At 58.4% G+C, this 24196-nt stretch carries 26 protein-coding genes; 6 read left to right on the forward strand and 20 right to left on the reverse strand.

The genetic code is table 11. From position 1 onward, the window contains the following. Nucleotides 1-173: 173 nt before the first annotated feature. From NLK60_RS02685 to NLK60_RS02700, 4 genes are read right to left on the reverse strand one after another with little or no spacing between them, the layout of a single operon-like run. Nucleotides 174-1733: a nucleotide sugar dehydrogenase gene (locus NLK60_RS02685; RefSeq protein WP_254809359.1), complete on the reverse strand. Its 1560-nt coding sequence runs from the start codon at nt 1731-1733 to the stop codon at nt 174-176. Further along, nucleotides 1730-2740: a Gfo/Idh/MocA family protein gene (locus tag NLK60_RS02690; protein WP_254809360.1), complete on the reverse strand. Its 1011-nt coding sequence runs from the start codon at nt 2738-2740 to the stop codon at nt 1730-1732. Before NLK60_RS02690 ends, NLK60_RS02685 begins: the two co-directional genes overlap by 4 nt. Beyond that, a complete protein-coding gene (locus NLK60_RS02695) occupies nt 2737-3846 on the reverse strand; it encodes a DegT/DnrJ/EryC1/StrS family aminotransferase (protein WP_254809361.1) in 1110 nt (369 codons plus the stop codon). Before NLK60_RS02695 ends, NLK60_RS02690 begins: the two co-directional genes overlap by 4 nt. Beyond that, on the reverse strand, nt 3843-4430 hold the full coding sequence (locus NLK60_RS02700; protein ID WP_254809362.1) for an N-acetyltransferase: 588 nt from the start codon (nt 4428-4430) through the stop codon (nt 3843-3845). Before NLK60_RS02700 ends, NLK60_RS02695 begins: the two co-directional genes overlap by 4 nt. A gap of 498 nt (nt 4431-4928) precedes the next feature. Here NLK60_RS02700 and NLK60_RS02705 point away from each other — a divergent pair, with 498 nt between their 5' ends. Beyond that, nucleotides 4929-5459: a DUF7344 domain-containing protein gene (locus NLK60_RS02705; protein WP_254809363.1), complete on the forward strand. Its 531-nt coding sequence runs from the start codon at nt 4929-4931 to the stop codon at nt 5457-5459. A gap of 258 nt (nt 5460-5717) precedes the next feature. On the opposite strand, the gene NLK60_RS02710 is transcribed toward NLK60_RS02705, so the two are convergent. The 3 genes from NLK60_RS02710 to NLK60_RS02715 all read right to left on the reverse strand — a co-directional run bounded on the left by NLK60_RS02710 (nt 5718) and on the right by NLK60_RS02715 (nt 8655). Continuing rightward, a complete protein-coding gene (locus NLK60_RS02710) occupies nt 5718-7322 on the reverse strand; it encodes a DUF1616 domain-containing protein (RefSeq protein WP_254809364.1) in 1605 nt (534 codons plus the stop codon). 372 nt (nt 7323-7694) lie between these two features. Then, nucleotides 7695-7826, reverse strand: coding sequence for a hypothetical protein (locus tag NLK60_RS19475; protein ID WP_256530388.1), 132 nt, complete (start codon nt 7824-7826; stop codon nt 7695-7697). 295 nt (nt 7827-8121) lie between these two features. Continuing rightward, entirely contained in the window at nt 8122-8655 is a 534-nt protein-coding gene (locus NLK60_RS02715) for an inorganic diphosphatase (protein ID WP_254809365.1), read from the reverse strand. Nucleotides 8656-8902: 247 nt separating this feature from the next. On the opposite strand from NLK60_RS02715, the gene NLK60_RS02720 reads away from it, so the two are divergent. Continuing rightward, complete coding sequence (locus NLK60_RS02720) at nt 8903-9262, forward strand: PadR family transcriptional regulator (RefSeq protein WP_254809366.1); 360 nt, start codon at nt 8903-8905, stop codon at nt 9260-9262. Between the two features lie 24 nt (nt 9263-9286). On the opposite strand, the gene NLK60_RS02725 is transcribed toward NLK60_RS02720, so the two are convergent. Continuing rightward, nucleotides 9287-9919: a DUF7108 family protein gene (locus NLK60_RS02725; protein ID WP_254809367.1), complete on the reverse strand. Its 633-nt coding sequence runs from the start codon at nt 9917-9919 to the stop codon at nt 9287-9289. Nucleotides 9920-9977: 58 nt separating this feature from the next. Then, nucleotides 9978-10571 (reverse strand): ribonuclease HI, encoded by a 594-nt coding sequence (gene rnhA / locus NLK60_RS02730; protein WP_254809368.1) that lies wholly within the window; start codon nt 10569-10571, stop codon nt 9978-9980. A 162-nt stretch (nt 10572-10733) separates the two neighbouring features. Between rnhA and NLK60_RS02735 the strand changes: the two genes are divergently transcribed. Next, nucleotides 10734-11696, forward strand: coding sequence for a transcription initiation factor IIB (locus tag NLK60_RS02735; protein ID WP_254809369.1), 963 nt, complete (start codon nt 10734-10736; stop codon nt 11694-11696). A gap of 161 nt (nt 11697-11857) precedes the next feature. On the opposite strand, the gene NLK60_RS02740 is transcribed toward NLK60_RS02735, so the two are convergent. The 3 genes from NLK60_RS02740 to NLK60_RS02750 all read right to left on the reverse strand — a co-directional run bounded on the left by NLK60_RS02740 (nt 11858) and on the right by NLK60_RS02750 (nt 13992). After that, the gene (locus NLK60_RS02740) at nt 11858-12943 is read right to left on the reverse strand and encodes a LolA family protein (RefSeq protein ID WP_254809370.1); all 1086 of its coding nucleotides are present in this window, start codon (nt 12941-12943) and stop codon (nt 11858-11860) included. Nucleotides 12944-13336: 393 nt separating this feature from the next. Continuing rightward, a complete protein-coding gene (locus tag NLK60_RS02745) occupies nt 13337-13648 on the reverse strand; it encodes a DUF7521 family protein (RefSeq protein ID WP_254809371.1) in 312 nt (103 codons plus the stop codon). Beyond that, nucleotides 13645-13992, reverse strand: a complete 348-nt coding sequence (locus tag NLK60_RS02750) for a winged helix-turn-helix domain-containing protein (protein WP_254809372.1) — start codon at nt 13990-13992, stop codon at nt 13645-13647. Before NLK60_RS02750 ends, NLK60_RS02745 begins: the two co-directional genes overlap by 4 nt. A 155-nt stretch (nt 13993-14147) precedes the next feature. Here NLK60_RS02750 and nreA point away from each other — a divergent pair, with 155 nt between their 5' ends. Both nreA and NLK60_RS02760 read left to right on the forward strand, forming a co-directional pair. Further along, nucleotides 14148-15440, forward strand: a complete 1293-nt coding sequence (gene nreA, locus NLK60_RS02755; RefSeq protein WP_254809373.1) for a DNA repair protein NreA — start codon at nt 14148-14150, stop codon at nt 15438-15440. A gap of 82 nt (nt 15441-15522) precedes the next feature. After that, nucleotides 15523-15852: a hypothetical protein gene (locus NLK60_RS02760; RefSeq protein WP_254809374.1), complete on the forward strand. Its 330-nt coding sequence runs from the start codon at nt 15523-15525 to the stop codon at nt 15850-15852. Here NLK60_RS02760 and NLK60_RS02765 read toward each other — a convergent pair whose 3' ends face one another. Together NLK60_RS02765 and NLK60_RS02770 are read right to left on the reverse strand one after the other, a co-directional pair. Next, a complete protein-coding gene (locus NLK60_RS02765; RefSeq protein WP_254809375.1) occupies nt 15853-17142 on the reverse strand; it encodes a DUF7405 family protein in 1290 nt (429 codons plus the stop codon). Between the two features lie 117 nt (nt 17143-17259). Further along, nucleotides 17260-17925 (reverse strand): HAD family hydrolase, encoded by a 666-nt coding sequence (locus NLK60_RS02770; RefSeq protein WP_254809376.1) that lies wholly within the window; start codon nt 17923-17925, stop codon nt 17260-17262. Nucleotides 17926-18109: 184 nt separating this feature from the next. Between NLK60_RS02770 and NLK60_RS02775 the strand changes: the two genes are divergently transcribed. Next, nucleotides 18110-18658: a DUF6735 family protein gene (locus tag NLK60_RS02775; protein WP_254809377.1), complete on the forward strand. Its 549-nt coding sequence runs from the start codon at nt 18110-18112 to the stop codon at nt 18656-18658. Here NLK60_RS02775 and NLK60_RS02780 read toward each other — a convergent pair. The 6 genes from NLK60_RS02780 to NLK60_RS02805 all read right to left on the reverse strand — a co-directional run bounded on the left by NLK60_RS02780 (nt 18655) and on the right by NLK60_RS02805 (nt 24108). After that, nucleotides 18655-19584 (reverse strand): branched-chain amino acid transaminase, encoded by a 930-nt coding sequence (locus tag NLK60_RS02780; RefSeq protein ID WP_254809378.1) that lies wholly within the window; start codon nt 19582-19584, stop codon nt 18655-18657. The genes NLK60_RS02775 and NLK60_RS02780 overlap by 4 nt on opposite strands. 219 nt (nt 19585-19803) lie before the next feature. Beyond that, on the reverse strand, nt 19804-20547 hold the full coding sequence (ribB, locus tag NLK60_RS02785; RefSeq protein ID WP_254809379.1) for a 3,4-dihydroxy-2-butanone-4-phosphate synthase: 744 nt from the start codon (nt 20545-20547) through the stop codon (nt 19804-19806). Nucleotides 20548-20552: 5 nt separating this feature from the next. Next, entirely contained in the window at nt 20553-21257 is a 705-nt protein-coding gene (locus NLK60_RS02790; protein WP_254809380.1) for a DUF120 domain-containing protein, read from the reverse strand. A 109-nt stretch (nt 21258-21366) separates the two neighbouring features. Beyond that, nucleotides 21367-22158, reverse strand: a complete 792-nt coding sequence (locus NLK60_RS02795; RefSeq protein ID WP_254810412.1) for a DICT sensory domain-containing protein — start codon at nt 22156-22158, stop codon at nt 21367-21369. Nucleotides 22159-22262: 104 nt separating this feature from the next. Then, nucleotides 22263-23219, reverse strand: coding sequence for a 4-demethylwyosine synthase TYW1 (gene twy1, locus NLK60_RS02800; protein WP_254810413.1), 957 nt, complete (start codon nt 23217-23219; stop codon nt 22263-22265). Between the two features lie 202 nt (nt 23220-23421). After that, nucleotides 23422-24108, reverse strand: a complete 687-nt coding sequence (locus tag NLK60_RS02805; RefSeq protein WP_254809381.1) for an HAD-IIB family hydrolase — start codon at nt 24106-24108, stop codon at nt 23422-23424. Between the last annotated feature and the right edge of the window lie 88 nt (nt 24109-24196).

The following is a 24196-nucleotide window of genomic DNA, read 5'->3' on the forward strand; positions in this document are numbered from 1 at the left end:
TCACCGGTATCGTTAATCGGGTATTTCCGGTGTTGATTGCTGTTTCCCGGACGTGATGTGAGCTTCACGGGGCTCGAGCTGGTGCAACTTAGTGGTTCGTCACGCCTGAACATGTAAGCCGAACCAATATCGGTTGTCGGATTCGGCCTACACGTCAACGCGTGACGGAGTACTTAGTTTTCTGCGTCGAACGCTGCTGGCCTCCCGATCGTCGAGGTTCCCGTCTCGGTGCTCGTCCCGCTATCGATGACGACCGGTTGCCGTCCACGTGCACCGCCGAGAGTCACGACCCGGTGGTCGGTATTCTCGAGGGAGAGCACGTCACGGCCATCGAGGACGGTCATCGGATCCATGGCGTCCCACCGAATGCGGTCGAACGCGTCTTGCGGGGTAACGAGCACGGCCGCGTCGAAGGCGTGGTCCGGCAACTCGTCGACCGTAACGGCCCGGGCGCCGAACTCGCTCGGATCGACCAGGGGATCACAGCCCCAGACCGTTGCCCCGCCCTCGAGCAACGTTTCGACCACGTCAATCGCTGGCGACGACCTGGTTTCCTCGACGCCCGGCCTGTACGTGAAACCGAGAACGAGGACGGTTGCATCCTCGAGTCGGGTCCCTATCGATTCCAGTTCGGCCTCGATCATCGAGACGACGGTTGCTGGCATTTCCCGGTTGACCGACCGGGCGAGTTCGACCAGCGAGAGGGGCGTTTCGACCTGAGAGAGGAGGAAGTGCGGATAGTACGGAATACAGTGGCCACCGACTCCCGGTCCCGGATCGTGAAGGTGGCACATCGGAATGTGATTTGCCGTTTCGATAGCCTCTCGAACGGAGATATCGAGATCGGCAGCCGTCCCAGCGAGCTGGTTTGCCAGTGCGATATTGACGTCACGATACACACCCTCGAACACCTTGACGGCCTCAGCTGTCGTCGCGTCCGAAACCAGATGCACGGCGTTGCTCGACAGTTCGTCGTACAACAGCGCCGCTGCGTGCCCGCTCTCGGCGTCGACGCCACCGACCACTTTCGGGTAGGCGCCTCGAATGTCCCGGATCGCTGTTCCCGACGCCGTTCGTTCGGGACAGAACGCGAGGCCGAACGACCCCGTCTCGAGGCCGCTTTCCTCGAGGAGATACGGATGGATTACGTCTCGACAGGTTCCCGGAGGAAGGGTCGATTCGACGATCACGAGGTCGCCGGGCTCGAGGCCGGCCGCGATGACCTCGAGGACCGCCTGAACGGTCGAGAGGTCCGGTTTGAAACTCGAGCGGTCAGTGGTACTCGAATGGGCAGCGGTCCTCGAACGGTCGGATTGACTCTCGCTCCCCGTCTCCTCCTCGGAAATCTCTGACGGGACGATGACGACGTGAATGCGCGCATCCGCCGCGGCTCCGTATCCATCGGTGGTCGCCGCTAATCGATTCCGTTCGACCTGCTCGGCGACCAGTTCCTCGAGCCCGGGCTCTCCACATACGTGACTCGATCCATCGTTGACCGTCTCGACGACGGCCCGATCGACGTCGACGCCGGTGACGGCACCGGTTACCTCGGCGAAGACGGCCGCCAGCGGAAGTCCCATTTTACCGAGCCCATAGACTGCTACCGGCACCTCACCGTTTCTGAGCGCATCTCGACATGCTGTATCGGCTCCGAGTGCCTCCTCGGGTTCGACGACACCAGCACCCACGGCCCCGTACAGACTCGGCTTCGAACGCGAGTCTGCGTTCGTCATCGGACGATGACCTCCTGTTCCCCGTCGTCGATCAGCCGTTCGATTTCGGTGACGATCTCGAGCGCTTCCAACCCGTCAGTGGCGGTGACAGCTGGCTCGCTCCCCGTTCTGATGGCCTCGATAAACGACCTGATCTCCCGTTTGAGCGGTTCACCATTGTGGACGCGTGGCCGTTCGATGACGGACTCGTGGCGATATCGGTTGGTTCCATCGTTAGTAACGTACTCCGGGTAGGAATCCCGGTGGATCAGCACGGACTGCTCGAGGTAGTCGACTTCGATCAGACACTCGCTGGTCGTGATGGTGAGCGTCCGGACTTTCTTCTGGGTCCGTCTGCTGGCCGTCACGGACGCGATCACGTCGTCGTAGTGCATCGTCGCCGTTGCATACTGGCCGTCGTCGGTCCCCTGGGCTGCAATTTTCGTGGGCTTCGATCCCAACAGGGAGCCGATGACGTCGATATCGTGGATCATCAAATCGAGGACGACGCCGTCGAGATCCGGTCGATCGACTGGCGGTCCGAGCCGTTGGGCATCGATTGCTATCACGTCGAGATCATCGATGATCGCGGCTGCCGTTTCGACGGCAGGGTTGAACCGTTCGACGTGGCCGACTTGCAACATCGCTTCAGATTCGTTCGCCTGCCGACAGAGGGTTCGCCCTTCCTCGAGTGATTCTGTCAGTGGCTTTTCGACCAGCACGTGTATCCCGGCCTCGAGGAACGTTCGAACAGTATCGGCGTGAGCGAACGTTGGCACGGCAACGCTGACGAGATCACAGGCCTCGAGCAGGTCCGCCAACTGGACGGCGGTGGTTCCATACTGCTTGGCCACATCCATGGCGAGTTCGTGGTCGAGATCGACGACACCGACGAGGTCGATGTCTCGACACTCGCTGTAAACCCGGGCGTGGTTGGCACCCATGGCCCCGACGCCGATGACGCCTGCTCGAAGTTTCGATGGCTCTTCTCCGTCGTTTACAACTGCTTCGCTACGGTGTCCTGTCATTGGTGATCGTAAAATGCGGTGATCGCTTCGATGACTGTCTCCAGCTCGTCGTCGCTCAGGTTCGGATGCACTGGCAGCGACAGCACTCGTCTGGCTGCTGCCTCGGCATGTGGGTGGCTCGAGGCAGCCGTGCTTACCGACTCGTATGCCGGCTGTTGATGGATTGGCGTCGGATAATAGATCCCCGTCCCGATATCACGGTCTGCCAGCCAGGATGCGAGTGCGTCCCGTTCGTCCGTCGAAATCGTGTACTGATGGTAGACGTGTTCCATGCCATCGGGAACCGCGGGGGTCTCGAGAGGGAGACCGGACAACTCCTCGTCGTACCTCTCAGCGTTCGCCTGTCTCGCGTGGGTAAACTCGGGTAATCGATCGAGTTGTGATCGGCCGATAGCGGCGGCGAGACTCGTCAATCGATGATTGTTTCCGAGTCGTACGTGGTCGTAGCCACGGTCGCCCGAGACGTCGCGACCGTGGTTGATGTGGCTGGCCGCTCGGTCGGCGATGTCCTCTCGAGTCGTGGTGATAATGCCACCTTCGCCGGTTGTCATATTTTTTGTCGGATAAAAAGAAAAGCAACCGGCGTCACCGAGGCTCCCGACCGGTTGCCCGTCGATAGCGGCTCCGTGGGCCTGACAGGCGTCTTCGACGACGATCAGGTCGTGTGCCGCCGAAATCTCGAGCAAGCGATCCATATCCGCAGGCAAGCCATAGAGGTGGACCGGAAGGAGACCCACGACGTCTGACCGTCGGCGTACGATGCGTTCGACCGAATCAGGGTCGAGAGTGTAGGTGTCCGGGTCGATGTCGGCGAACACCGGCGTTGCCCCGGCCAACCGGATCGCGTTCGCACTCGCAACGAACGAAAACGGCGTCGTGATGACCGCGTCACCGTCACCGATATCCAGGGCCTTCAGTGCCGTTACGAGCGCTGTCGTTCCGTTCGTCGTCGCAACGCCGTGGTCCGCACCGCAGTAGCGCGCGAAGGCCGATTCGAACTGCCGGACCTCTGGCCCGTCGGCGAGTTGCCCGCTCTCGAGAATCGCATGGACTCGGTCGTACGCGTCCGGACCGATGTCGGGGTTCGCGATCGAAATCCCCGTCATGCGAGCTGATTCGGGCCCTCGAGACCCGCAGGGAGTGGTCGTTCGGTTGCCGGGACACCGACGGCAAGCGTGTTGGACGGGACGTCACGGGTAATCAGCGCCCCCGCGGCGACGAAGGCGTTTTCGCCGACGGTGACGCCCGGGAGCAACGTGGCGTTGGCACCGATTGAGGCGCCGTCCTCGATGGTCGGCCCCTCGAGTTCGACGTCAGTCCGAATCGGATACGGGTCGTTCGTCAGGACGGCACCGGGACCGATGAACACGTTGTCGCCGATGGTCGTCCCCGTTGGGATGTAGACGGCAGACTGCAGGCTGACGTGTGAACCGATGTCGGTCCGGCCGTCGATGACGGTGTTCGTCCCGACGAGCACGTCGTCCTCAATTGTGGTCTCCTCACGGACGAGGACTCGATGACCCGTCGTGAACTCGTCGCCGATGGCGACGTCACCGTAGATGATCGACCCTTGCCGGATCGTCGCCCCATCTCCGATCGAGGTGGGACCGAACGAGTCACCGTACCCGATCGTCACCCCCTCATCAATTGTACAGTCATCGCCACAGGTGTACACTGCAGGCACAGTCACGGTAATCACGTAGGACCTTCCGGTAACCGGGCTTTGTTATCCCGAACCTGACGCTCGAGTAGTGGCGTCTTACGTCCTGTTACAGCCGAGAAACATGCCGATAGCGTGTCTGGTCTGACTCCGTGTTCGAGGCACCATCGTGCTCTCCACTTTTCGGGAGATGCACACTCGGTTTACCCCAGATTACATCGGTCCCGTACGAACATACCACCCTGTCAAATACAACTGTCTCAGGCCTCCAGAACCGGTCAGTTACGTGCGCTGCCGACGCATCCCGCGGCGTCCGTCTACGGTTGGTACTGGTAGTGACCCACGCGAGAGCGAGTACAACCGTGTGAACGTATCGAGTTTTACGTCAGTCATCGGAATCGATCGGTACAACCCGATTTCGGTTCGGTAGCCCGATGATAGTAAAGTGGCAATCGGTGGCACTCAGGGCTGTGAGTCAACCGATGATGTACACTCTGGTGTTTGGAAGGATCTCTCGTGAGGGGCGCTATGAGTGAGGAGCTGACACAGGCCGAGCTGTTCGATGTCTTTAGCAACGCCAGACGGCGGCAAACGGTCAGATACCTCAAGCGCCACCAGGGAACCTGTGACCTGGCGCCGCTGGTCGAGCAGGTAGCAGCCTGGGAGAACGATACGGAAACGGAGGCAGTGACCAGAACGCAACGACGACGAGTGTACATTTCGCTGTATCAGACCCATCTTCCTATGCTCGAGGAGCACGGCATCGTCGACTGGGATCCTGACGCCCACCGTATCGAGTTACTTCCCAGCGAGGACACCTTCGAGCCGTATCTTGACAGGCAGCTGAACGAACAGCGTTCCTGGCATCTTTTCTATGCGTCAGTGACGCTCGTGGGTGGGCTCCTTTTCGTGCTGGCACTGCTTTCTATTGGCGTCGTTTCACCCTCGATAGCACCCTTGATCGCCCTTGGGGTATGTTTCGTCATCGCGGCGATCGCCCTTACGCAGTACGTTTCCAGACAGCCAGCACACACGCTGCCGTTCGGTCTCGGGCGTTGAAAGTACCGTTGGCCTGTCTTCCAGTTTCGTTCCGAGGGTGCATCAATCGGAGCTAGCAGTTCTCAGTGGATCCTTCGACTTCCTGTTGCCCAACGAAAGGGCATGTGCTCGGCGCTCGAGAATAGAGGAGACGGAACATTAGGCGAGCGTACGTGATTCACCCACGGGTCAGGTGACCCGTGGAACTCTCGCTGTTTCCTTTAGAATTGGGAAGCCACGCAGCACGCACTCGAGAGAGTGGCTGGCGCCCTCTCGAACTTAGTCATCTGTGTCGTCTGTATCGTCTGTGTCGTCTGTATCGTCTGTGTCGTCTGTATCGTCTGTGTCGTCCGTATCGTCGGAATCGTCTGTGTCGTCCGTATCGTCGGAATCGTCTGTGTCGTCCGTATCGTCGGAATCGTCTGTGTCGTCCGTATCGTCGGAATCGTCTGTGTCGTCCGTATCGTCGGAATCGTCTGTGTCGTCCGCATCGTCGGAATCGTCTGTGTCGTCCGCATCGTCGGAATCGTCGGAGTCGTCTGTATCGTCGGTGTCGTCGGTGTCGTCGGTGTCGTCGGTGTCGTCGGAGTCGTCGGTGTCGTCGGAGTCGTCGGAGTCGTCGGTGTCGTCTGTGTCGTCCGCATCGTCGGTGTCGTCTGTGTCGTCGGTGTCGTCCGCATCGTCGGTGTCGTCCGCATCGTCTGTGTCGTCCGCATCGTCGGAGTCGTCTGTGTCGTCCGTATCGTCAGTATCATCTGCGTCGTCTGATGAATCGACCTCGTCTTCACCAACCGTGTCGTTGGAATCAACCGTTCCATCACCATCGTCCGAATCGGACTCTGCCGGTTCCTCCCCATCGTCTTCGCCACCGGATCCCGGTGCCGCTGGGGGCGTCTCGATGGTGACCCAGAAATACGTATACTCGAGTGAATCATCCATCGTCGGCGTCGCTGGCGCATCGCCCTCGAACAACATTACGGCGATTCGAACCGTCTCGCCGTCCTCCGCTTCCGGCGTCACGGTTCGCTCGGCGGTGATACGTCCCCCGTCGTCGGACTCGCTGATCGCCCGGACTTCGCGATGGGTGATTCGCTCGAGCACCTCACCGTCTTCGACGACTTGCTCTTGAATAACGAGGGTGTACTCCATGGACTGGCGTTCGTGGTTGTGTATCTGGAACGTGATCGGGATCTCTTCGCCTGGAGCGGCGACGTCCGGCATCGTCGCTCTGAGTTCGCCATCGTCGGTTGCCGTGTAAATACCGAGTTGCGTGAACCCACCTGCTGCCATCGGCGTCGCGAATGCATAGAGCAGGACACCGACGGCAAGAACAACGGCAATAGCGAGAACGATAGCCGATGCCCTCGATTTTCCTGTTCCAGCCGCGAGTGAGGCTCGCTCGAGTACATCTGAGAACGAAACAGTGTATCGCTGGTTAGCTGGCAGTCGCAGTCGACGGATAACACCAAACTGGGCAAACACGATTGCGAGGGCTGCGAGGGCACCCACGATGGCGTTCAACTCGAGGCCCCACTGTGTGAACGGGAGTGCGAGGACGACCATCGGCGTCAATGCGAGTGACGTTCCGAGGCCCAGCGCAAGCCGTTCGACGGCGTCAATTCCACCCGGGCGACGATTTCCTGGTGGCGATTCGGTGTCTGTCGAACGCGCTCGCGCTCGTGCAGGAAACAGCACTGATATCAGTGCGTATCCAGGAACGAATGCGACGAGTGCCAGCGTCAACACGAGGCGGATAGCGCTCCCCTCCGCCAGAGATGGAATCAACCACCAGCTACCAGCCGCGACCAAAGAGACGAGGGCGAGATCCGACGGGTAGCGAGCAACCGCCCCCACAGTGTGTTGTGTCTTCGCCGCCAGACTCATCGTTGCCCCGCCATCGACAGCCGAGGGATTGCTACTGAAACGGACATTCTCGAATCAGTAGCTCACTCGAGTGTTCGGTGCTTTGTTATGGACGAATTACCCTGTATCGGGGCAGTGTGGCTTTACAATGAGTTGTGTTAGGAGACGCACGTTACGTTAGAAATCAGGAGGTGCGTCAAGACGATCCGCGGGAGTCATGAGACACTCGAGTTGCGACGGGCTCGCTCGAGTATCTCGAGCGTTCGAAATCACTGTCAGTTTGCGGAAAGAAACTGGCGGTGCCTGCGCCGGTAACTATACAGACTGGGGGAAATTTGGCGAGAGGCCTGCTCAAACGGCCGGAACAATCGACACGGACGAATTTCGAAGCCGTCACTTCCGGTCGCGACCGTTCTCTGGTTCGAAATTCGTTGGCACGACCGTTAAATGAGCCATTCCCGTCCCGGCCTTTGGCTCGTCTTCGTCCGCGGGAATCTCGTGGGTCGTGTACTGGTTGGTTGCCATCTCGTTCAGATGTACGCGAACAGCACGCATAAAATTACCCATGCTCATAATGCATGCGAGGTGAGAGACACATTACTCTCGAGTATCGGACGTTCGAAAACCACACGAAAGCGCGCCTGTGTTTCGATAGCGAGTCTCGAGTGCAAATCTGCTGTCGACGGTCGTAAAATACGGGTCCCCAAGGGCCGAGGTGGAAGTCGGCCCGACAACCGTTATCGGTTCGGTTCACAGAAATGCAAGGAGGAAGCCCACGATTTAGTCGTGGGTCGATGACCCGTGTGGGGCTGTGACAGCACTAGCCGAAGTGTTCTTCGTACAGGTCTTGAGCGTGTTCGATGGCATCGTGGGCCGCCTGTTTGTCTTCCCACCCGAGCGTCTCAACTTCTTTCCCAGCCTCGAGGTTCTTGTAGGTCGCAAAGAACTCGTCAATTTCGTCACGCTGTTGTTCTGGGATGTCCTCGAGGTCCTGGATGTGATCGTATCGCGGGTCCTCTTCGGGAACGGCGATGACTTTGTCGTCCTGTTCGCCGTCGTCGTCCATCTTCATAAGTGCGACCGGACGGGCTTCGATTACACAGCCGGGGAACGTCTGGTCCTCGACGAGAACGAGCACGTCGAACGGGTCCTCATCGTCGTAGTAGCTTTGCGGAATAAAGCCGTAATCAGAAGGGTAGTGGACGTTCGAGTGAAGGACTCGGTCGAGCACGACGCCGGGGACGTCCTTGTCGTATTCGTATTTGTTGCGCTCGCCTTTGAGGCACTCGATAACGGCATAGATCGTTTCCGGTGCGTTTGGTCCAGTTTCGAGGTCTTCCCAGAGATTTACCATACAGGCTCACCTCGGTGGTCGACCAAAAAGTACTTTCGTAATCGTGACTGACCTGTCAATGACGGCTATCAGTCCACTGTCGTCTGACAGCGACTCGCTCAAAAGCACGTCACCGCGGTCGCTGGCCGACGACAGTTGGCAGGGAACCTATCCCTCGATCAAATATACAAAAGCTGTCACTAACCGAACGGTAAGGCGAACCAAATGGTTGGTAAGTCTTAAATATCTCGGTGACATTTACAAACCTATGTCAGAGGCACAATCAATCACCGGCGAACAGAGCATCGCGCGCGAACTTACCGCGTTTCAGAACAATATTCTCGTCATCCTCGCAAACGAGCCAATGTACGGATTGGCGATCAAACGCGAACTCGAGTCGTACTACGGCACTGAAGTCAACCACGGCCGACTCTACCCCAACCTCGACGAACTCGTCGACCTGGGCCTGGTCGAAAAGAGCGAACTGGACAAACGCACGAACCAGTACGCCCTGACTGACGACGGATACGATGCCGTCCTCGATGGCATTCAGTGGACCCTGTCGAACGTCGTCACCAACGACGACCGCGCGGACGAGATCAACGATATCGTCGAAGACAGCTACTAACGGTTCGAAAAAGAGCGCATCGAACTACTGAGACGGCTCCGACCGAACGTCGGGACACGGCTTTTCAGCCGTCTCGAACACCAACTCGAGAGAGTCATCGACGACTGCCCTTTGTTCGGAAGACGGCCAGGCGTTCCGCACGAAATATTCGTTACGAAACTCGAGTAACTCGTCTCTGGAGGCCGAGGTAATGGGTTTCGCGTAGTGATTACTCATATAATCTGCCAGTGCAGCAGCAGTATCCCCGTGCACGTCACCGTGGTCCTCGCGGACTGCAGCCGCCAGTGCCCGGTTTTGCTCGTCGACGGCTTCCCATTCGTCAGGGTCACCGGCTCCATCCAGTGGGAGTTCGACAGCCCGTGAGAGGTCGTCGATACGATCTGTCCGGATCACCTCTTCGTCTTGCCACTCCGCGGGGTGTAAAACCAGCACTTCGTTACCATCGTCGGTCCGGATGTGGTCCGTGTAGTCATACCTGTCGAGAATCGTTTCCCGTCGGTCTGCATATGCGTCAGCCTCCCCATCGTCGACTGCATTGCGCTCGAGTCGACGCAAGCGTTCGGCTTCGTCGACGACGTCAGAAGGCAAGTCGTCCGTTTCCTGCTCCGGGAACGCCTCATCGACGTCGGTCGAGCGGGATTCCTCGTGCTCAGACATTCACTCGATAGCTGGGTCTCGAAGGACTTGTGTCGTCCGTTTTCGCTGGCAGCGCTTCTTACCCCTGGTCCATCGCTTCGTTTGCCAGTTCGTCTGCTCGGCTATTGACTTCGCGCGGAACGTGCTCGAGGGTCCACTCGTCGAAGTGCCGAAGCAGTTCGTGGACAGTGACCCGTTTTTCACGCAGTTCGGGATCGTTCGTGTTGTACTCGCCACGGACCTGTTTGACGATTAGTTCTGAATCGCCCCTGACGTGCAATTCGTCGTATCCGTAATCTCGAGCGGCCTCCAGGGCGGCAATCAGTGCTTCATACTCGGCCTGGTTGTTGGTGGCACGTCCGATGGTCTCGCTTCCTTCCGCGACGATTCCGTCGCTCGTGACGATAACCCAGCCGATGCCGGCGGGACCTGGGTTGCCGCGCGCGCCACCGTCGAAGTACACGTGTGCTCGGCCTCCTTCTTCTCGTAACAGCGCCTCGAGCCTGCGGGGATTTGCCCCCTGAATGACGACCTTGTTCTCGTATGCAACGGCCGTTGCATCCCCCTGAGACGCCCGCCATCGTTCGTGTTCGGTGTTTCCGGGTTCGACTGTTACCCCCTGGTCCTCGAGGCGCTTTCTGGCTACATCGACATCGCATTCGATAACCGGCATACGCTCTGGGGGTCGCGAGAGACCGAGTAAAGTCTTTGTGATTCTTTTCGTAAATCTGTACAAACATGTGGGTGAAACCGGTGAATTCGGCAAACGAGTCTCATACGTAAAAAACATCGACCAAAGGTTTATATACACCTATGATGCTACTATAAAAGTGCGATGACACGGTCCACCCGCCAGCGGGAGCGAATGCGCGAGACGGACGAGACCGAAGACCAGGAAGGGGTACGTGCCTGCCCCGAATGCGAATCGGAAAATCTCGTTAAGGATTCTGATCGGGGTGAGCTCATCTGTGAAGACTGTGGGCTCGTCGTCGAGGAAGAAAAAATAGATCCTGGGCCTGAATGGCGGGCGTTCAACCACCAGGAACGCCAGAACAAATCCCGCGTCGGCGCACCGACGACTCAAACGATGCACGACAAGGGACTGACGACGACCATCGACTGGAAGGACAAAGACGCCTACGGTCGATCGATTTCCTCGAAAAAGCGCAGTCAGATGCACCGGCTGCGCAAGTGGCAAGAACGCATCCGAACCAAAGACGCCGGCGAACGCAACCTGCAGTTTGCCCTGTCCGAAATCGACCGGATGGCCTCGGCGCTCGGTGTCCCCCGGTCAGTCCGAGAAGTGGCCTCCGTGATCTACCGACGAGCGCTCAAAGAAGACCTCATCAGAGGGCGTTCGATCGAAGGCGTCGCCACGTCCGCGCTGTACGCTGCCTGTCGAAAGGAAGGGATTCCCCGCAGCCTCGAAGAGATTTCCGAGGTATCCCGCGTCGAACGTAAAGAGATCGGTCGAACGTATCGGTACATCTCACAAGAACTCGGCCTCGAGATGCGACCCGTCGACCCGAAAAAATACGTCCCTCGCTTTTGCTCCGAACTCAAACTCTCCGAAGAAGTCCAGAGCAAGGCCAACGAAATCATCGAAAAGACGGCTGAGGAAGGACTGCTCTCGGGGAAATCGCCGACCGGATACGCCGCAGCAGCGATCTATGCGGCGTCACTGCTCTGTAACGAGAAAAAGACCCAGCGAGAGGTCGCTGATGTCGCCCAGGTGACTGAGGTGACGATTCGAAATCGGTATCAAGAGCAAATCGAAGCGATGGGCATCCACGGGTAAGGTCCACCACCGTTTTTCGCGGAGTCGTTTGACCGGGATCGGTCCGGTCACAGGACTCACTTTCGGTGGACATATTCTGGACGTATTCACTGCAATTGTTCTCGAGCAATGGCCATCTCCGACACGTACACGTCGGCTGTCCGAAACGTCCAACCAATCGATTACTGACAGCCCACGTTTTCAGCAAACTCGAGCAGGATCTCCTCCTCGAGTTCACTACTCAGCTGATAGGTAAGCTCGCCACAGTCCCAGGTGACGAGCGTGAGGTCGTAGGCGCTTTCGACGGTCGCGTTCATCGGTCCGACTTCCTCCTCGTCGGCGTCATCGCCGCGCAAATCTCCATCTGATACACTGAACCACAGCAGGTGTTCGTCGGATTCGTAGGTTTTGTGTGCAGTAACGACACCATCGAATCCATCAGCGGCGAGGTCGACGCGTTCGAAATCCGGGAAGGTTGCCTCGGGTAACGTAAACGGAAGTTGTTCTTCTGCGTCTGCTCGGTCATCGAACTCGACGTACCCCGTAATCGCTGGTTCGTCTTCAGCGGGCGGTGTGGGTTCGTCCGGTTGGGTTTCCGTCGCTGGCGGCTCGAATAGTTCGTCCTCGATGTCGACGCCGAACGTAACTGATTCGAACGTCGAGGTTACCTCGAGCGTCGTCCCATCTGGGTCAGTGTACCGCTCCTGTGCTTTCAGCGGATAACGTTTTTCCGTATCGATCCAGAGGGTCCCACCCTGGAAGTCGGTTTCCGGTGTCTCTGCCGTTTCGAGGGGATAGACGTACTGCGTATCGCCGACGAGGAAGCCAATACCGGTTTCGACCGTTTCGTCTTTCGGCTCGTACTCGACCACGTGGACCGAGCGGTTGGCTATCGTGTCCGTACCCTCGTAACTAACCGTATACCCCTCGAGTCCCGTCGCAACATCCGTCTGGTTCTCAGCCGTCGACTCATCGGATGGCTCGAGATCGTAGCGTTCAATCTCTTCGCCATCGTCGAATATCCGCCAGAATGTGGTCGAATTTTGTATCGTCACATCGCCTGGTGTGGCCCCGTTGATCCCCTGGCTCTCGAGCAACTCAGTTCGCTGCTCTGCGGGCGGCCGTATCCAGACTCGCTCCGTGGTGGTGTAATTTCTGGCGCTGTCTTCGAAGGCGACCGTTCGTTCACCGACCAAATCAGGTGCCTCTGAGCCGGTAAGAGCATCCTCGAGAAGGAGTTCTGGATCGGGCTCCGTATCGCCAGACACGAATGTCGTACACCCAGCGAGTACGACAACTACGAGGAGGGCAACGGCGAGGGTGAGTACACGACCGCGTTCCATTTTGAGAGATTGTTCGCTCGATTGTACTAAGTGTTAGTGTTTTCAGGACGAATCGAGCGCCACCCTGGGCCCCCTATGTTGTGCAGGAAGAGTACGCCTGGAGACGTGAGCCGGATGGCAGCCATCGGATCGAGATGTCAGAGGCACGACCGACGGGTGAGTGGATTTGTGGAGGGCCTTATACGGACTGGTGATACCATTCCGCATCGGTTCACGTCACTGGCGACCTGCATCTTCGACAAAAACGGGAGATAATATAAAAAGATCAGGGCGTATTCAGAAGGAGAAAACACTCCTCGAGCATTCCCGTGGGTGTTATCAGCGCGTTCCGTACAGCGAATACGTGATCGCGACCAGGCCAGCCAATCGGCTCACATTCTCGAGAAATACTGTCACGGTCTGGTCGGCTCCGGTCAGTGTCGTCACCGTTACGTTCAGCACGAAGGGACCGAGTGTCAACAATAGCAATCCGAGAGCGAGATACAACATCGGTTCGCTGTCGTTGCGCCGGTAGCCTCGGTACGCCTGGATGGCGATGAGCGTCCCGACGATGGCGACGAGTAGTAAACTCAGGACCGTCAAGAGTTCGAACGGTGGTGCCTGATCTAGGCGGACGACGTCACCGGTCATCGCATCCCCTCCCACAGCCGGGTGAATTTGTCGGCAACGTCTTCGTCCCGACGGCGCACCTCGAGTGTGAGTTCGCCGTCGTCGAGTGTCACCTCGAGACCTTCGAGTCGGGCTTCGTACACGCTGTAGTGGTTACCGTCCGGTGCAAGTGTCGTCTGTTCACTGATCAGGTCACACTTCTGTAGCCGCTCGAGGCGGCGGTAGACGGTTGGAAGGGACGCCTCACAGCGGTCGCTCAAGGTGCTGGCGGACATGGGTTCGACGCTCGTTTCGGTGAGGATCGCGCGGGCATACTCGTCATCGAGAAGGGCGAGTAGTTCCGAAATATCTGCGTCCTCACTCACAACTGAGGGGTTGTTCTCGGACAGATATCAAAAGGGGTCCGGTTTTTCTGTCTCAGAACATCCCACACCGATTCGACGCGAAGGGGACGACATGGACTCTCGCGGTAGGTTCGGGAGACAACATTGATTTGGTCGGCGTGCCGAAGAGTAATCGAATGCGTCTCGGCGACTACATCGAGGAGTTAGAACCCGACGAAGAAGCCGAGCGTCGGCGACTCGCAAAAGAAAAATCGTACGCCATCACCGACCACCTCGAGCGGTTCGAACGAAACTTCGAGCAAGCGCTGTCGGGTGACACCCTCGTCGGCTCGTCTGCCCCCTCTATATTCGTCGGGCGGTCGAATTATCCGGACATACCCGTGGGCGTCCTCTCCCCGGTTGGCGACGAGGCCCAGGCCGAAGAGTACGTCACGGACGGAAAGTGGTACCAGCAGGGGTATGCTATCGACGACGTCTTGCAACGACGAACCGGGTTGTTGAACTCGAGCAAACGCACGAACGTGGATTCGCCGGGTATCGCGAGTCGGCTCGCCCCCTCAGTGCAAGACGTCTGGGACGGGTTCGTGGGCGTCCAGCGGGAGGTCGCCATAGCGGATCGGCCAGTTGACCTCGAAATCGGGCTCGACGGCACCCCTGACCTCGGCCTCGACGCCGGAACCGACGTGGCAACCCCTCGTGGCCCGCGGGCGACCGCACGGTCGGCCGACCTGACCGAAAATCCACACGTTCCCCGTCCGGTGAAAAAGACCCTCGAAGACGACGACTGGCAGGCCCAGGGCGCGATGACGTACCTTTACCGACGCGGCTTCGACGTCTACGAAATCAACTCGATTCTCTCGGCGGGCGCACTCGGCGAAGCGGCCCAGCGCCGCCTCGTTCCGACACGCTGGTCGATTACGGCCGTCGACGATACGATCGGACAGTATCTCCGTGGCCGGATCAAGAACGCCCCCAGTATAGACGAGGTTCAGGTCTGGGCTAACGAATACATGGGGAACCGCTACTGGGTCATCCTCGCCCCCGGGACCTGGGAGTTCGAACTCGTCGAAATGAAATCTCCCGGCAGTATTTGGAATCCTGCACCGGAGGGCAACGTCTGGATGGCCAGTGCTGCTGAAGGGTACGAGGGTCGCTCGAGTTACGTCGAGGAAACTGCCGGGGCATACTATGCTGCACGACTCGGTGTTCTCGAACATCTCGAGTCGATCGGCCGGCAAGCGACCTGTCTCGTCTTACGAGAGGTCAGCGACGACTACTGGGCACCCGTCGGCGTCTGGCAGGTTAGAGAGAGCGTCAGAAACGCCTTCGATGGTGAGTACGGGACGGCCGAAACGTTCCACGACGCGGTGTCGACGGTGACCCAACGCCTACCAATTTCACTCGGCCGGCTTCGGCGAAAATCGACGCTGGCTGCCGGATTGCAATCCAATCTATCTGCTTTCGAGTGAGGGTGAATCGTTCGTCGCTTCCGCAGAACACTCCCTCGTTACGGTCCGCAACCTGTATTTGATCTGAATAGCTACGTACCGTATGCACTGGTCTGTGGCATGGTCGGCTTCTGCGTTGCTCTCTGGAACCGACTCATCTCTGCTGATGACTGGTTCCGCCGCCAGTATTCCCGGCGGTCCTGAACTGGGTGTCATCCTCTTTATTTTCGTGGTGATGTTCGTGGTCCCCGCGATACTGATTATACTCCTCCTGATCGCGATCAGGCGACGTGCGCCGGGTCTCGAAGCGTACGAGGACATCGAGTCGGACACAATCGAAAGCGATGAATCGGGCGACGAGGTGTCCGCAGCGGACTCGCTCGAGGGAAAAACGACGGCAGGGGAAAACGACGGTTCCGAGAACGGTCGGTGATCACCGAGGATTCGGCAGTGGAAGCGAGCGATGTCGACGCGGCGGGACGAGATAATTCGCCCGTCGCCGGACAGTCATATACTGCAGAATACCGTTGTTCATGCGGGCCGTAATCGCAGACTCATCCGCGATATCTGACCCCGTCATGGCTGCCCTGGTCGCGACGAAATCGTCGATCGATCGCTGATGGCACAGAAAGTGAAGGCCTGCTTCGTCGTTGTCCGTCGAGTTGAAATCGCGACGGAGAATAATCGGCCGCCCATCCTCTCGAGCACGGGCAGATTTCTGGGCGTGGCCAACCATTCCGTGCTCTTTGGCGTCCTCGAGGGTGCGCTCGGCACAGCCACCGACCTGGGACGAATCGCCGAGGTTGTGTCCTGCGCCTTCGATGCGATTTTCTTCCGCGTGTGCAGGACAGAACATCTTCCGTTCGCGGATCTCTCGGCTGTCCTGTTCGTACCACTGGTTGAGATGCAGTCGGATGAGCGAGAGGTGCGTCGTGGTACCATCGGCGAAGGGGCCCTCCTGAATCGTGACGCGGTCTTCTGTCGCCTGACTCTTCTTGAAACCTGACTTAAATCCCATGAAAAGCGGGGCGTCATCGGGGACTGGTTCGCTGTCGGGAATGCCATCGATACCCGACTGGTTGTCCGCCGGGAGTCCCTCCCCAATAAATCCCGTTCGGCGTTCAGCAACCTCGAAAATTCCCTCGAGCGAGCTCCCGACGTCGACACCGTTGAGCGTCTCGAGGTCGCCACGCAGTGCTTCCTCGGCGCTCAGAACGGCGCTGCCGTGGTCGCTCGCGAGGTGAATCATCACGTCGTAGCTGTCGAGTTCGGGATCCTCGATCGGCGAAAGCGATTCCGGTTCCGGTACGTCGACGGGGTCCGGAAGCGACTCATCGAACCGACCGAAGTACGTCGGGCCGTAGCCGACGGTGAACAGGAGTCCGTCACTCCCTCGAGCGTACGCTCGATCGAGTGTTTCGAAGGCCGATTCGACAGTTTCTCGCTCCTCGCTCATCGTCTCGGGACCGCCACCCACGTACTCGAGATGCAGCGCGACGTGGTGTTCTGGTGGTATCGAATTACCGTGCTCGTCCGTTCGTTCGTAGTCGACCCAGGCGTGTTGGCGCTGGGGCAGCGTCTCGAGTTCGTCGGGTTCGAGGCCTCGTGAGATATCCGTCTCCGACTCTCGGTCGAGACATGCGGCGAGGGCACTCGCACCACCGATAGCGACTGCGCTGCGGACGAATGCCCGGCGCGAGAGTGTACGCGAGGACCGTTCCATACACGTCTTTCGGGGCCGCGCGTTAATGGGGGTTATGGTGGACACAACGGTGGGCTTTCGATCAGCAAGCACCAGTGGAAGCGATCTTTTAACCGAGCTCGAGTGAGAAGACAGCTATCAGTCAAGAATAGCAGGGAGCCCATCCAGTCCCGCTATTTCGTAGGTTGGCTCGCCGTCGAACCCGTACTGTGAAAACTGGTAGGCCTCACGGTGTGACCGTCGAAGGAAGACGGAGTCGATTCCGATGGTTTCGGAGACGGCGACGTCGACCCAGCTATCGCCGACGTACAACGGGTTCGAACAGCCCATGTCGTCGATGGCGTTCTCCAGGTAGTAGGGGGTTGGCTTTTTCCGTTCGATACCGGCGATAGTCGGTTCTCGACCGTAGTAGGGATCGAATCCCTCGAGGTCGAAATAGTCGACGATGGTTTCGATCGTTTCGTGCTGATTGTTGCTCACGATTGCACGAGGGACCTCGAGGTCGGTTATCGTCGTCACGTCTCCATAGAGGGTTTTCTCCCCGGAGACAATCGCCTCCCGCTGTTCCTCGATTGCCGCGCGTTCGCGTGCTGCCCACAGTGAATCAGCGTCGATATCGTAGCGGTTTGCGATATCGTGAACTCCCTCGACCGTTGGCGAAAACAACGTCTCGAGGTCATCTCTCGTTGGATCTTCGACTCCGTGTGTTTCGAACGCGTATGCCGACGCCCGTCTGAGTTTTTCGTGATCGGTCAAGGTCGTCAACACGCCGTCGTTATCGAAGATGACTGCGTCGTACTCCATTAGACGGCTGTACGCAACGCCATCGTATTGGTCTTTTGTCGCCGGGAAAATGGGCCTTCACGCGGTCTTCGGAATCGCCCGGCGAGTGACACCCTCGACCCTCATTACCCCTCGAGACCCAACGTTCTCGAGCGTTCACCGCTTCGCCGAGAGTTCATATACGAACACGCGGCCAACGACGGTAATGGGACATAGAGCGCTTCTCGCCTATCGCCGACCAGACCGGTTGTACGATCTACGGTACAGCCACTGGGGTGGTGACGAACTCGAGTTGTTCGAGTATCTGGGCCCGGACTCACCACTGGCTCACGGCCGTATCGACGCCGAACTGCTCGCCGATGCTGTTGCGCTGGATAGTGTTCTCACGGATTATCTCGATCCCGGCGGGTACGAGGCCCTGTATCTGGTGTCTCAAGACTTCGAAATCCAGGCCTATCGCGTCTGCTGGCTCGAGTGGCACGACGGTCGGGAACAGGGCCGTGGCGCCCTCATCGACGTCGAACCAGGAGATCGGGATTTGCAGGTACAGACGTGGTTTCGCGCAACAAAGACCGCACTCGCAGATATCGTCGAGATGGGTGTTCTCTCGCGGCGGGCGGCACAGTCCTATCTCGAAGCGCGAATCACAGAAGACCAGAACGGCTATTTTTACACGTACGGTTCGGAGACAGCGGTTCCCGATCGAACGGAACCCCTTTTCGACGCCTTCCTTGGCGAATTTGAATCGTCCTAGACGTATTCGAACCACTCTTCGTACTTGTCGGTTCGTCGTTCGACGACGTCGAAGAATTTCTGCTGGATTTCCTCGGTAATCGGGCCTCGAGACCCGTCACCGATGGCAACGTTGTCGACTTGCTTGATCGGCGTCACTTCGGCAGCCGAACCGGTAAAGAACAGTTCGTCGGCCGTATAGAGTTCGCCACGGGAAATCGAAACCGCATCGTTGACCGTGTAGCCGAGATCTCGAGCGATGCGAGTGACCGAGTTTCGCGTGATCCCATCCAGAATCGATTCGGAGAGTCCGGGTGTGAAAATCTCGCCATCGCGCACGAGGAAGATGTTCTCGCCCGGGCCTTCGGCGACGTTGCCCTCCTTGTTAAGAACGATCGCTTCGGCACAGCCGTTTCGCCGCGCTTCTTCTCCTGCGAGAAGGCTGTTGACGTAGAGCCCCGTGGTCTTCACGTTGGTTGGAATCTGACTCGAGGCGTGCTTTCGCCAGGACGAAACCATCACGTCGATACCGTTCTCGAGGGCGTCTTCACCGAGATAGGCCCCCCACGGCCAGACGGCGATCATCGTTCGGGTGGGGCAGTCACTCGGACTGACGCCAAGGCTATTGTAGCCGTAGTAGACCAGCGGGCGAATGTAACACGAGGCCAGATCCTGCCGGTTGATGAGTTCTTTCGTGGCCTCGGTCAATTCCGCAGGGGAGTGGTCGATTTCCATCTCGTATGGAAGACAGGAGTCGAAGAGTCGATCGACGTGCTCCTCCCAGCGAAAGATCGCTGGTCCGTTTTCAGTATCGTAACACCGTGCACCCTCAAACACGCCGGTTCCATAGTGCATTGCGTGTGTGAGAACGTGGACCTGCGCGTCATCCCAGTCGACGAACTCGCCATCCATCCAGATCGTGTCGACGTCCATCTCGTCGAATCCCATACCCGGGCAGAGGAAGCCCTCCGTAATGAACGTTCGCGATTAACCGCCGCTATCTCACCACCTGGAGGATGTCACCGATCACCGATCCCACACTCGAGGGTGTAGCTGCGGGACCGATTGTGTGGAAATCGTCGATGCCTGATAGAGTACCTTAGTAGCTAGTAAAACGATGTTCAACCGACCGCGACGCACGCCTGGAATAGGTGTGTGCACTGACGTTCACTGGCTACTATAGAAACTCTCGAGGACGTCACGCCCCTCGAGGTACACGAAGTCGTGACGCTCGGCATACGACTGTGCATCCTCGGGAGTCAACGCCTGTCCGGAGGTGTCGTCGAGCATCTCACAGACGACAACCGCTGGCGGAAGGTCGCCTTCTACAGCCAGGGCAACGCCGAGTTCCGTATGCCCTTCCCGTTGTGCAAGCAGGTCCGGTGCGGCCCGTAGGAGATGGACGTGTCCGGGTACTCTGAACGTCTCCTCGAACACGGTTTCGTCGGGGTTATTGGCCGCACGTCCGAGTGATCGAATTGTCAATGATCGGTCCGCGTCGGTGATGCCGGTGTACGTCTCCCGGTGGTTGACTGTCAGTGAAAACGAAGAACGTTCGTCGTAGCCAAGGTCGTGATCGGTGGTCGCTGGATGATCGACGACGTCGGTGTAAAAGGGGAGGCCAAACGATTCAGCAACTGAATCACCGAGTGCGACACAGATCAGCCCGCCAGCGTCGTTTCGGAGGCGAGAAACGGCATCCGGCGTGACCGCATCGGCGTGGTAAATCAGGTCGGTCTCACCCTCCCGGTCGGCGGCATCGTGAACGAGAATCGGTTCTCCGTTCTCGAGGGCCTCGATTGCATCGTCAACCGTCGAACCGGCGGTGCGCTGGGCACCAGTGCTCCCCGGTGTGGTACTGGTTGATAACTGTTCACTCCGATGGTTCGTGCTCGTATCTGGTCCGTTCATATGTATCAGTGATCTCCGACGATTATCGTTACGTGGCTGTCGTCCGTGAGATCGAATTCGTCACGCAGTTTGTCCGGTGCGATCAATTCGAGTTGATCTTCGTCGTGGTGGGTTCGTTCGGGGGCGATCGTGTGGGCTGTCTCGTAGCGAGTGCCATCGCTCAATTCGACCGTGGCAGGATGGCAGGCGGCTGGGCCGTAGGTGCGTTCCTCGTCTTCCCAGCCATCGATCGGGATCGACTCGAGTGAGGACATCGCACTTCGTCGTCGAATGCTGTCGTCGGTGAGTTCGACGTTGAGTGTCCCGAGAAACGGTTCGTATCCCAGGCGGTCTTCGAACTGTCGTTTGTACCCCGAAAGTGAAATGTAGTGACGGCCTTCGCCCATCCCGCTCGTGACGGTTCCCTCGAGTTCGATCGTCGCATTGTTCTCGAAAATACGCCTGTACGCCTCGTACTCCGAGCGAAGGGCGCTAGTCCCAGCATCGGTTATCGTGATCCACTGTCCGTCGGCGACTGTGTCACGTTCGAGATACCCCTCGCTCTCGAGTCGCTGGAGGCGTCTGGATGCGGTCTGATTCGACGCGTCCAACTGCTCTGCCAGGACTGAACAGGAGATTTTCCGCTCGCCCGCCAATCCACCGTCCAGCGCGAGTAGCTTGAGTACGGCGAGTTCGTCGTACCCGACGGTAGATTGAACAGTCTCGTGCATGATCGACAGTTTGGGTCGTCACGACATAAGCATACCGAATGTGGCATGCATAACAAAACTGGAAAGCTGTTGGAGGCCGTTTACGATTGACTGTCCAATTATGTACTCGTTAGAGCGTCGCTGCAATGTATTCATCGATCGCTACGACGCGCTCTCGGTCGTACGTCCAGAATCCATCCCAGATTCGCGGCTCCATCTCCAGACAGACGAGTGCTGCCCCCTTTTTCTGTTCGGTCCACTCGTCAGGGCGGAAGACGACGAACCAGGCGTTGTGGTGTTCGGCTGAATCGCCCGCGTGGACGCTAACCTCGAGGCCCGATTGAAGATCATCGATATCCGACTCCGCGGATTCGTACCCGTACAGGTGCACGTCGACACCCGTTTCCCCCATCGATTTGTAGACGTTGTGCGTTCCCACTTCGTCGGTCACGCGGGAAAGGTTCTGGAACGAGCTCCGAAGCGTCCCGCGCCCCGTTTCCCAGGCTAACTGTTCGATATACCGTGAGATGACGATCAGTAAAAACTTCTCTTTGTGTGCAAGCGGATACCCTCGGAGTCTGAACTCCTGGTTATCCAGGTTTGCAAGGACGTCGGGTAATTCGATTTCGCCGAGTTCACGCGCCCCAGTGATGAACAGATCGGAATTGATGGCCAACAGTGCATCGTACAGCTCCATCAAGGAAGATTCAGCGACGACTCGATCGTCTTCGATCAACACGACTTTCGTATCGGCTTCGATGGAAGGTGTCGAATTAGCAGCTTCGTCGATTGTCAAATCGAGCGGCTGTTCTTCGAACGTTTCCGCTAACATCGACTCGAGGGGACCATCCACGCTCCCGTCGAAGACAGCGAGTTGGCGCGAGCTAGAGGCAGTCTCATCGATAAATGAACGCAGCGACACCGTACTCACACCTCGTTAATGGGCGAATATCGCCATAAATATTCTTGCCATTTCTGCTGTGCATGAGTGGACAGTCGGAAGGCAACGTGTGACAGGGAGCCGTCTCAATCGCTCGCGACTGGATCGCGTTCCCAGAACTCGCTGTCCTTTTTCAATTTCGGGACCCACGTATCCTCCGTCTTCGAGAGCAGCGCAACTCTCGAAGGTGGCACACCTTTTACTTCAGTGAACTCGGGCATGTGGGTGGCGACGGCGTTCGCAAACTCCATGACATCCTCGTGTTCGGGCATCGACGATCGGTCGAGACGTCCTCGAGAGTGTCCCACGTGCATGTACGCTTTGAGTTCGACGAAATCGGGGTCCGCCCGCTGATAGAACGCGGCGTACCAGTCGGGGTCTCGCATGTTCTCACCGTCGATGAGCGTCGTTCGAAGCACGGTTCGTGTCTCGTCTTTTGCTGCGAGGACGTCCATGGTTTCGACGAGTTTCTCCCAGGCGTCGTCTTCCATCGCTTTGACGACCTGATCGAACGTCCATCGCTCCGGCGCGTCGACGCTGACGTACAACTGGGTCGGATCACACTCCCGGAGGACTGCTGGTCGAGTTCCGTTTGATACCAGAAACGTCGTGATATCGCGGTCGTGAAACGCCTCGATGAGTTCCGGGAGATACGGGTACAGTGACGGCTCACCGTCGAGACTGATCGCGACGTGGCGCGGTTCCATGGCCTCGTCGAACGCCGAGCGGGGAACTTTGTCGTTTCCGCCAAAGCCCGAGAGTAACTTCTTTTGTAAGCGAATCGAGGCGTCAACGACCGCTTCGGGATCGTCCCACTCGACGCCGTCGAGTTCGTACGCGTGGCCGTTGTGATCGCGCCAGCAAAAGACACAGCGCTCGTTACATCGAACCACGGGCGTCATCTGAATACAGCGGTGTGACTCGATTCCGTACCAGATGTTTTTGTAGCATTTACCCTCGCCGCGCAATGCGTTTGCCGTCCAGCCACAGGTCTGGGCTGCCGTGTGATTCTCGTTGTGATAATTCGGCGAATCGACCTGCATCGGTCCATCATCGCCGTTTGACGATCCTGACTCTTCATCTGTCCCACTACGTTCCTCTCGCTTGGGCTCGCCACCGTCGACGGCCTGGGTCTCGGCAGCCTCGAGCGCCCCCGATTCGGCGTCACTCATGTTGGAAAGCGGTTGGACGGCCGCGAGTAAAAGTCGTGTGGTGTCGATATCGTGCTAGCGAGGGTGGAAACCGCTACGTCCCCGTGCCGCGAACGCGCTCGAGCACGTCCAACGTCCCATCGGCGTGTTCAGCCTCGAGGACCTCGTCGGCGGCTGCTTTCGCGTGGGTATCGGCGTTAGCGACGGCAAAGCTCCGGCCGACGACTTCGAACGTTGAGACGTCGTTGATCGAATCGCCGACGGCGACCGCGTTGGTGAGGTCGAATCCTTCGGTTTCGGCGACGAGGCGGACGCCGTTGCCTTTCGACGTGTTTGGATCGATGACGTGGTAGGCGTAGCCGGTGTCGAGTACCTCGAGACCGAGTTCGGCTGCAATTTCGCGCAGTGGCTCCGCTGGTTGCTCGCGACTGATGGCGACCTCGGTTTCTCGCCACCGATTGACGGTGTCTTCCGGACCCCAACCGAGGGTGTAGCCCGCCTCGAGGTACGCATCGACAACTGCCTGTGTCCCACTCCGATCAGCGGTAATCGTCACCGAATCGTCGGTGTATACGACGCCACCGTTTTCCGCGACGACAAGCTGTGGAATTCCAATAAAGTGACAGAGAGCGATAGGGTATGGGAACGCTTTCCCCGTGGCGAATACGACGGGGCCGTTCCAGTTCCATAACGGATCGAACACGCGTGGGTCGATACCCCAGCGGTCCGGACGGGTCAGCGTCCCATCGATATCGAGAATCAAGGGCGGGTCAGTAGACATACACAGTACCCTGGAGTGCCATCTTCAAAAGTCGTCGGTTACGCCGTCGGGTTCCTGCCGTATGGTCCTCGATGTCTGGCCGAAGGAA

The sequence above is a fragment of the Natronosalvus amylolyticus genome (genome assembly GCF_024298845.1).
Lineage (GTDB): Archaea > Halobacteriota > Halobacteria > Halobacteriales > Natrialbaceae > Natronosalvus > Natronosalvus amylolyticus.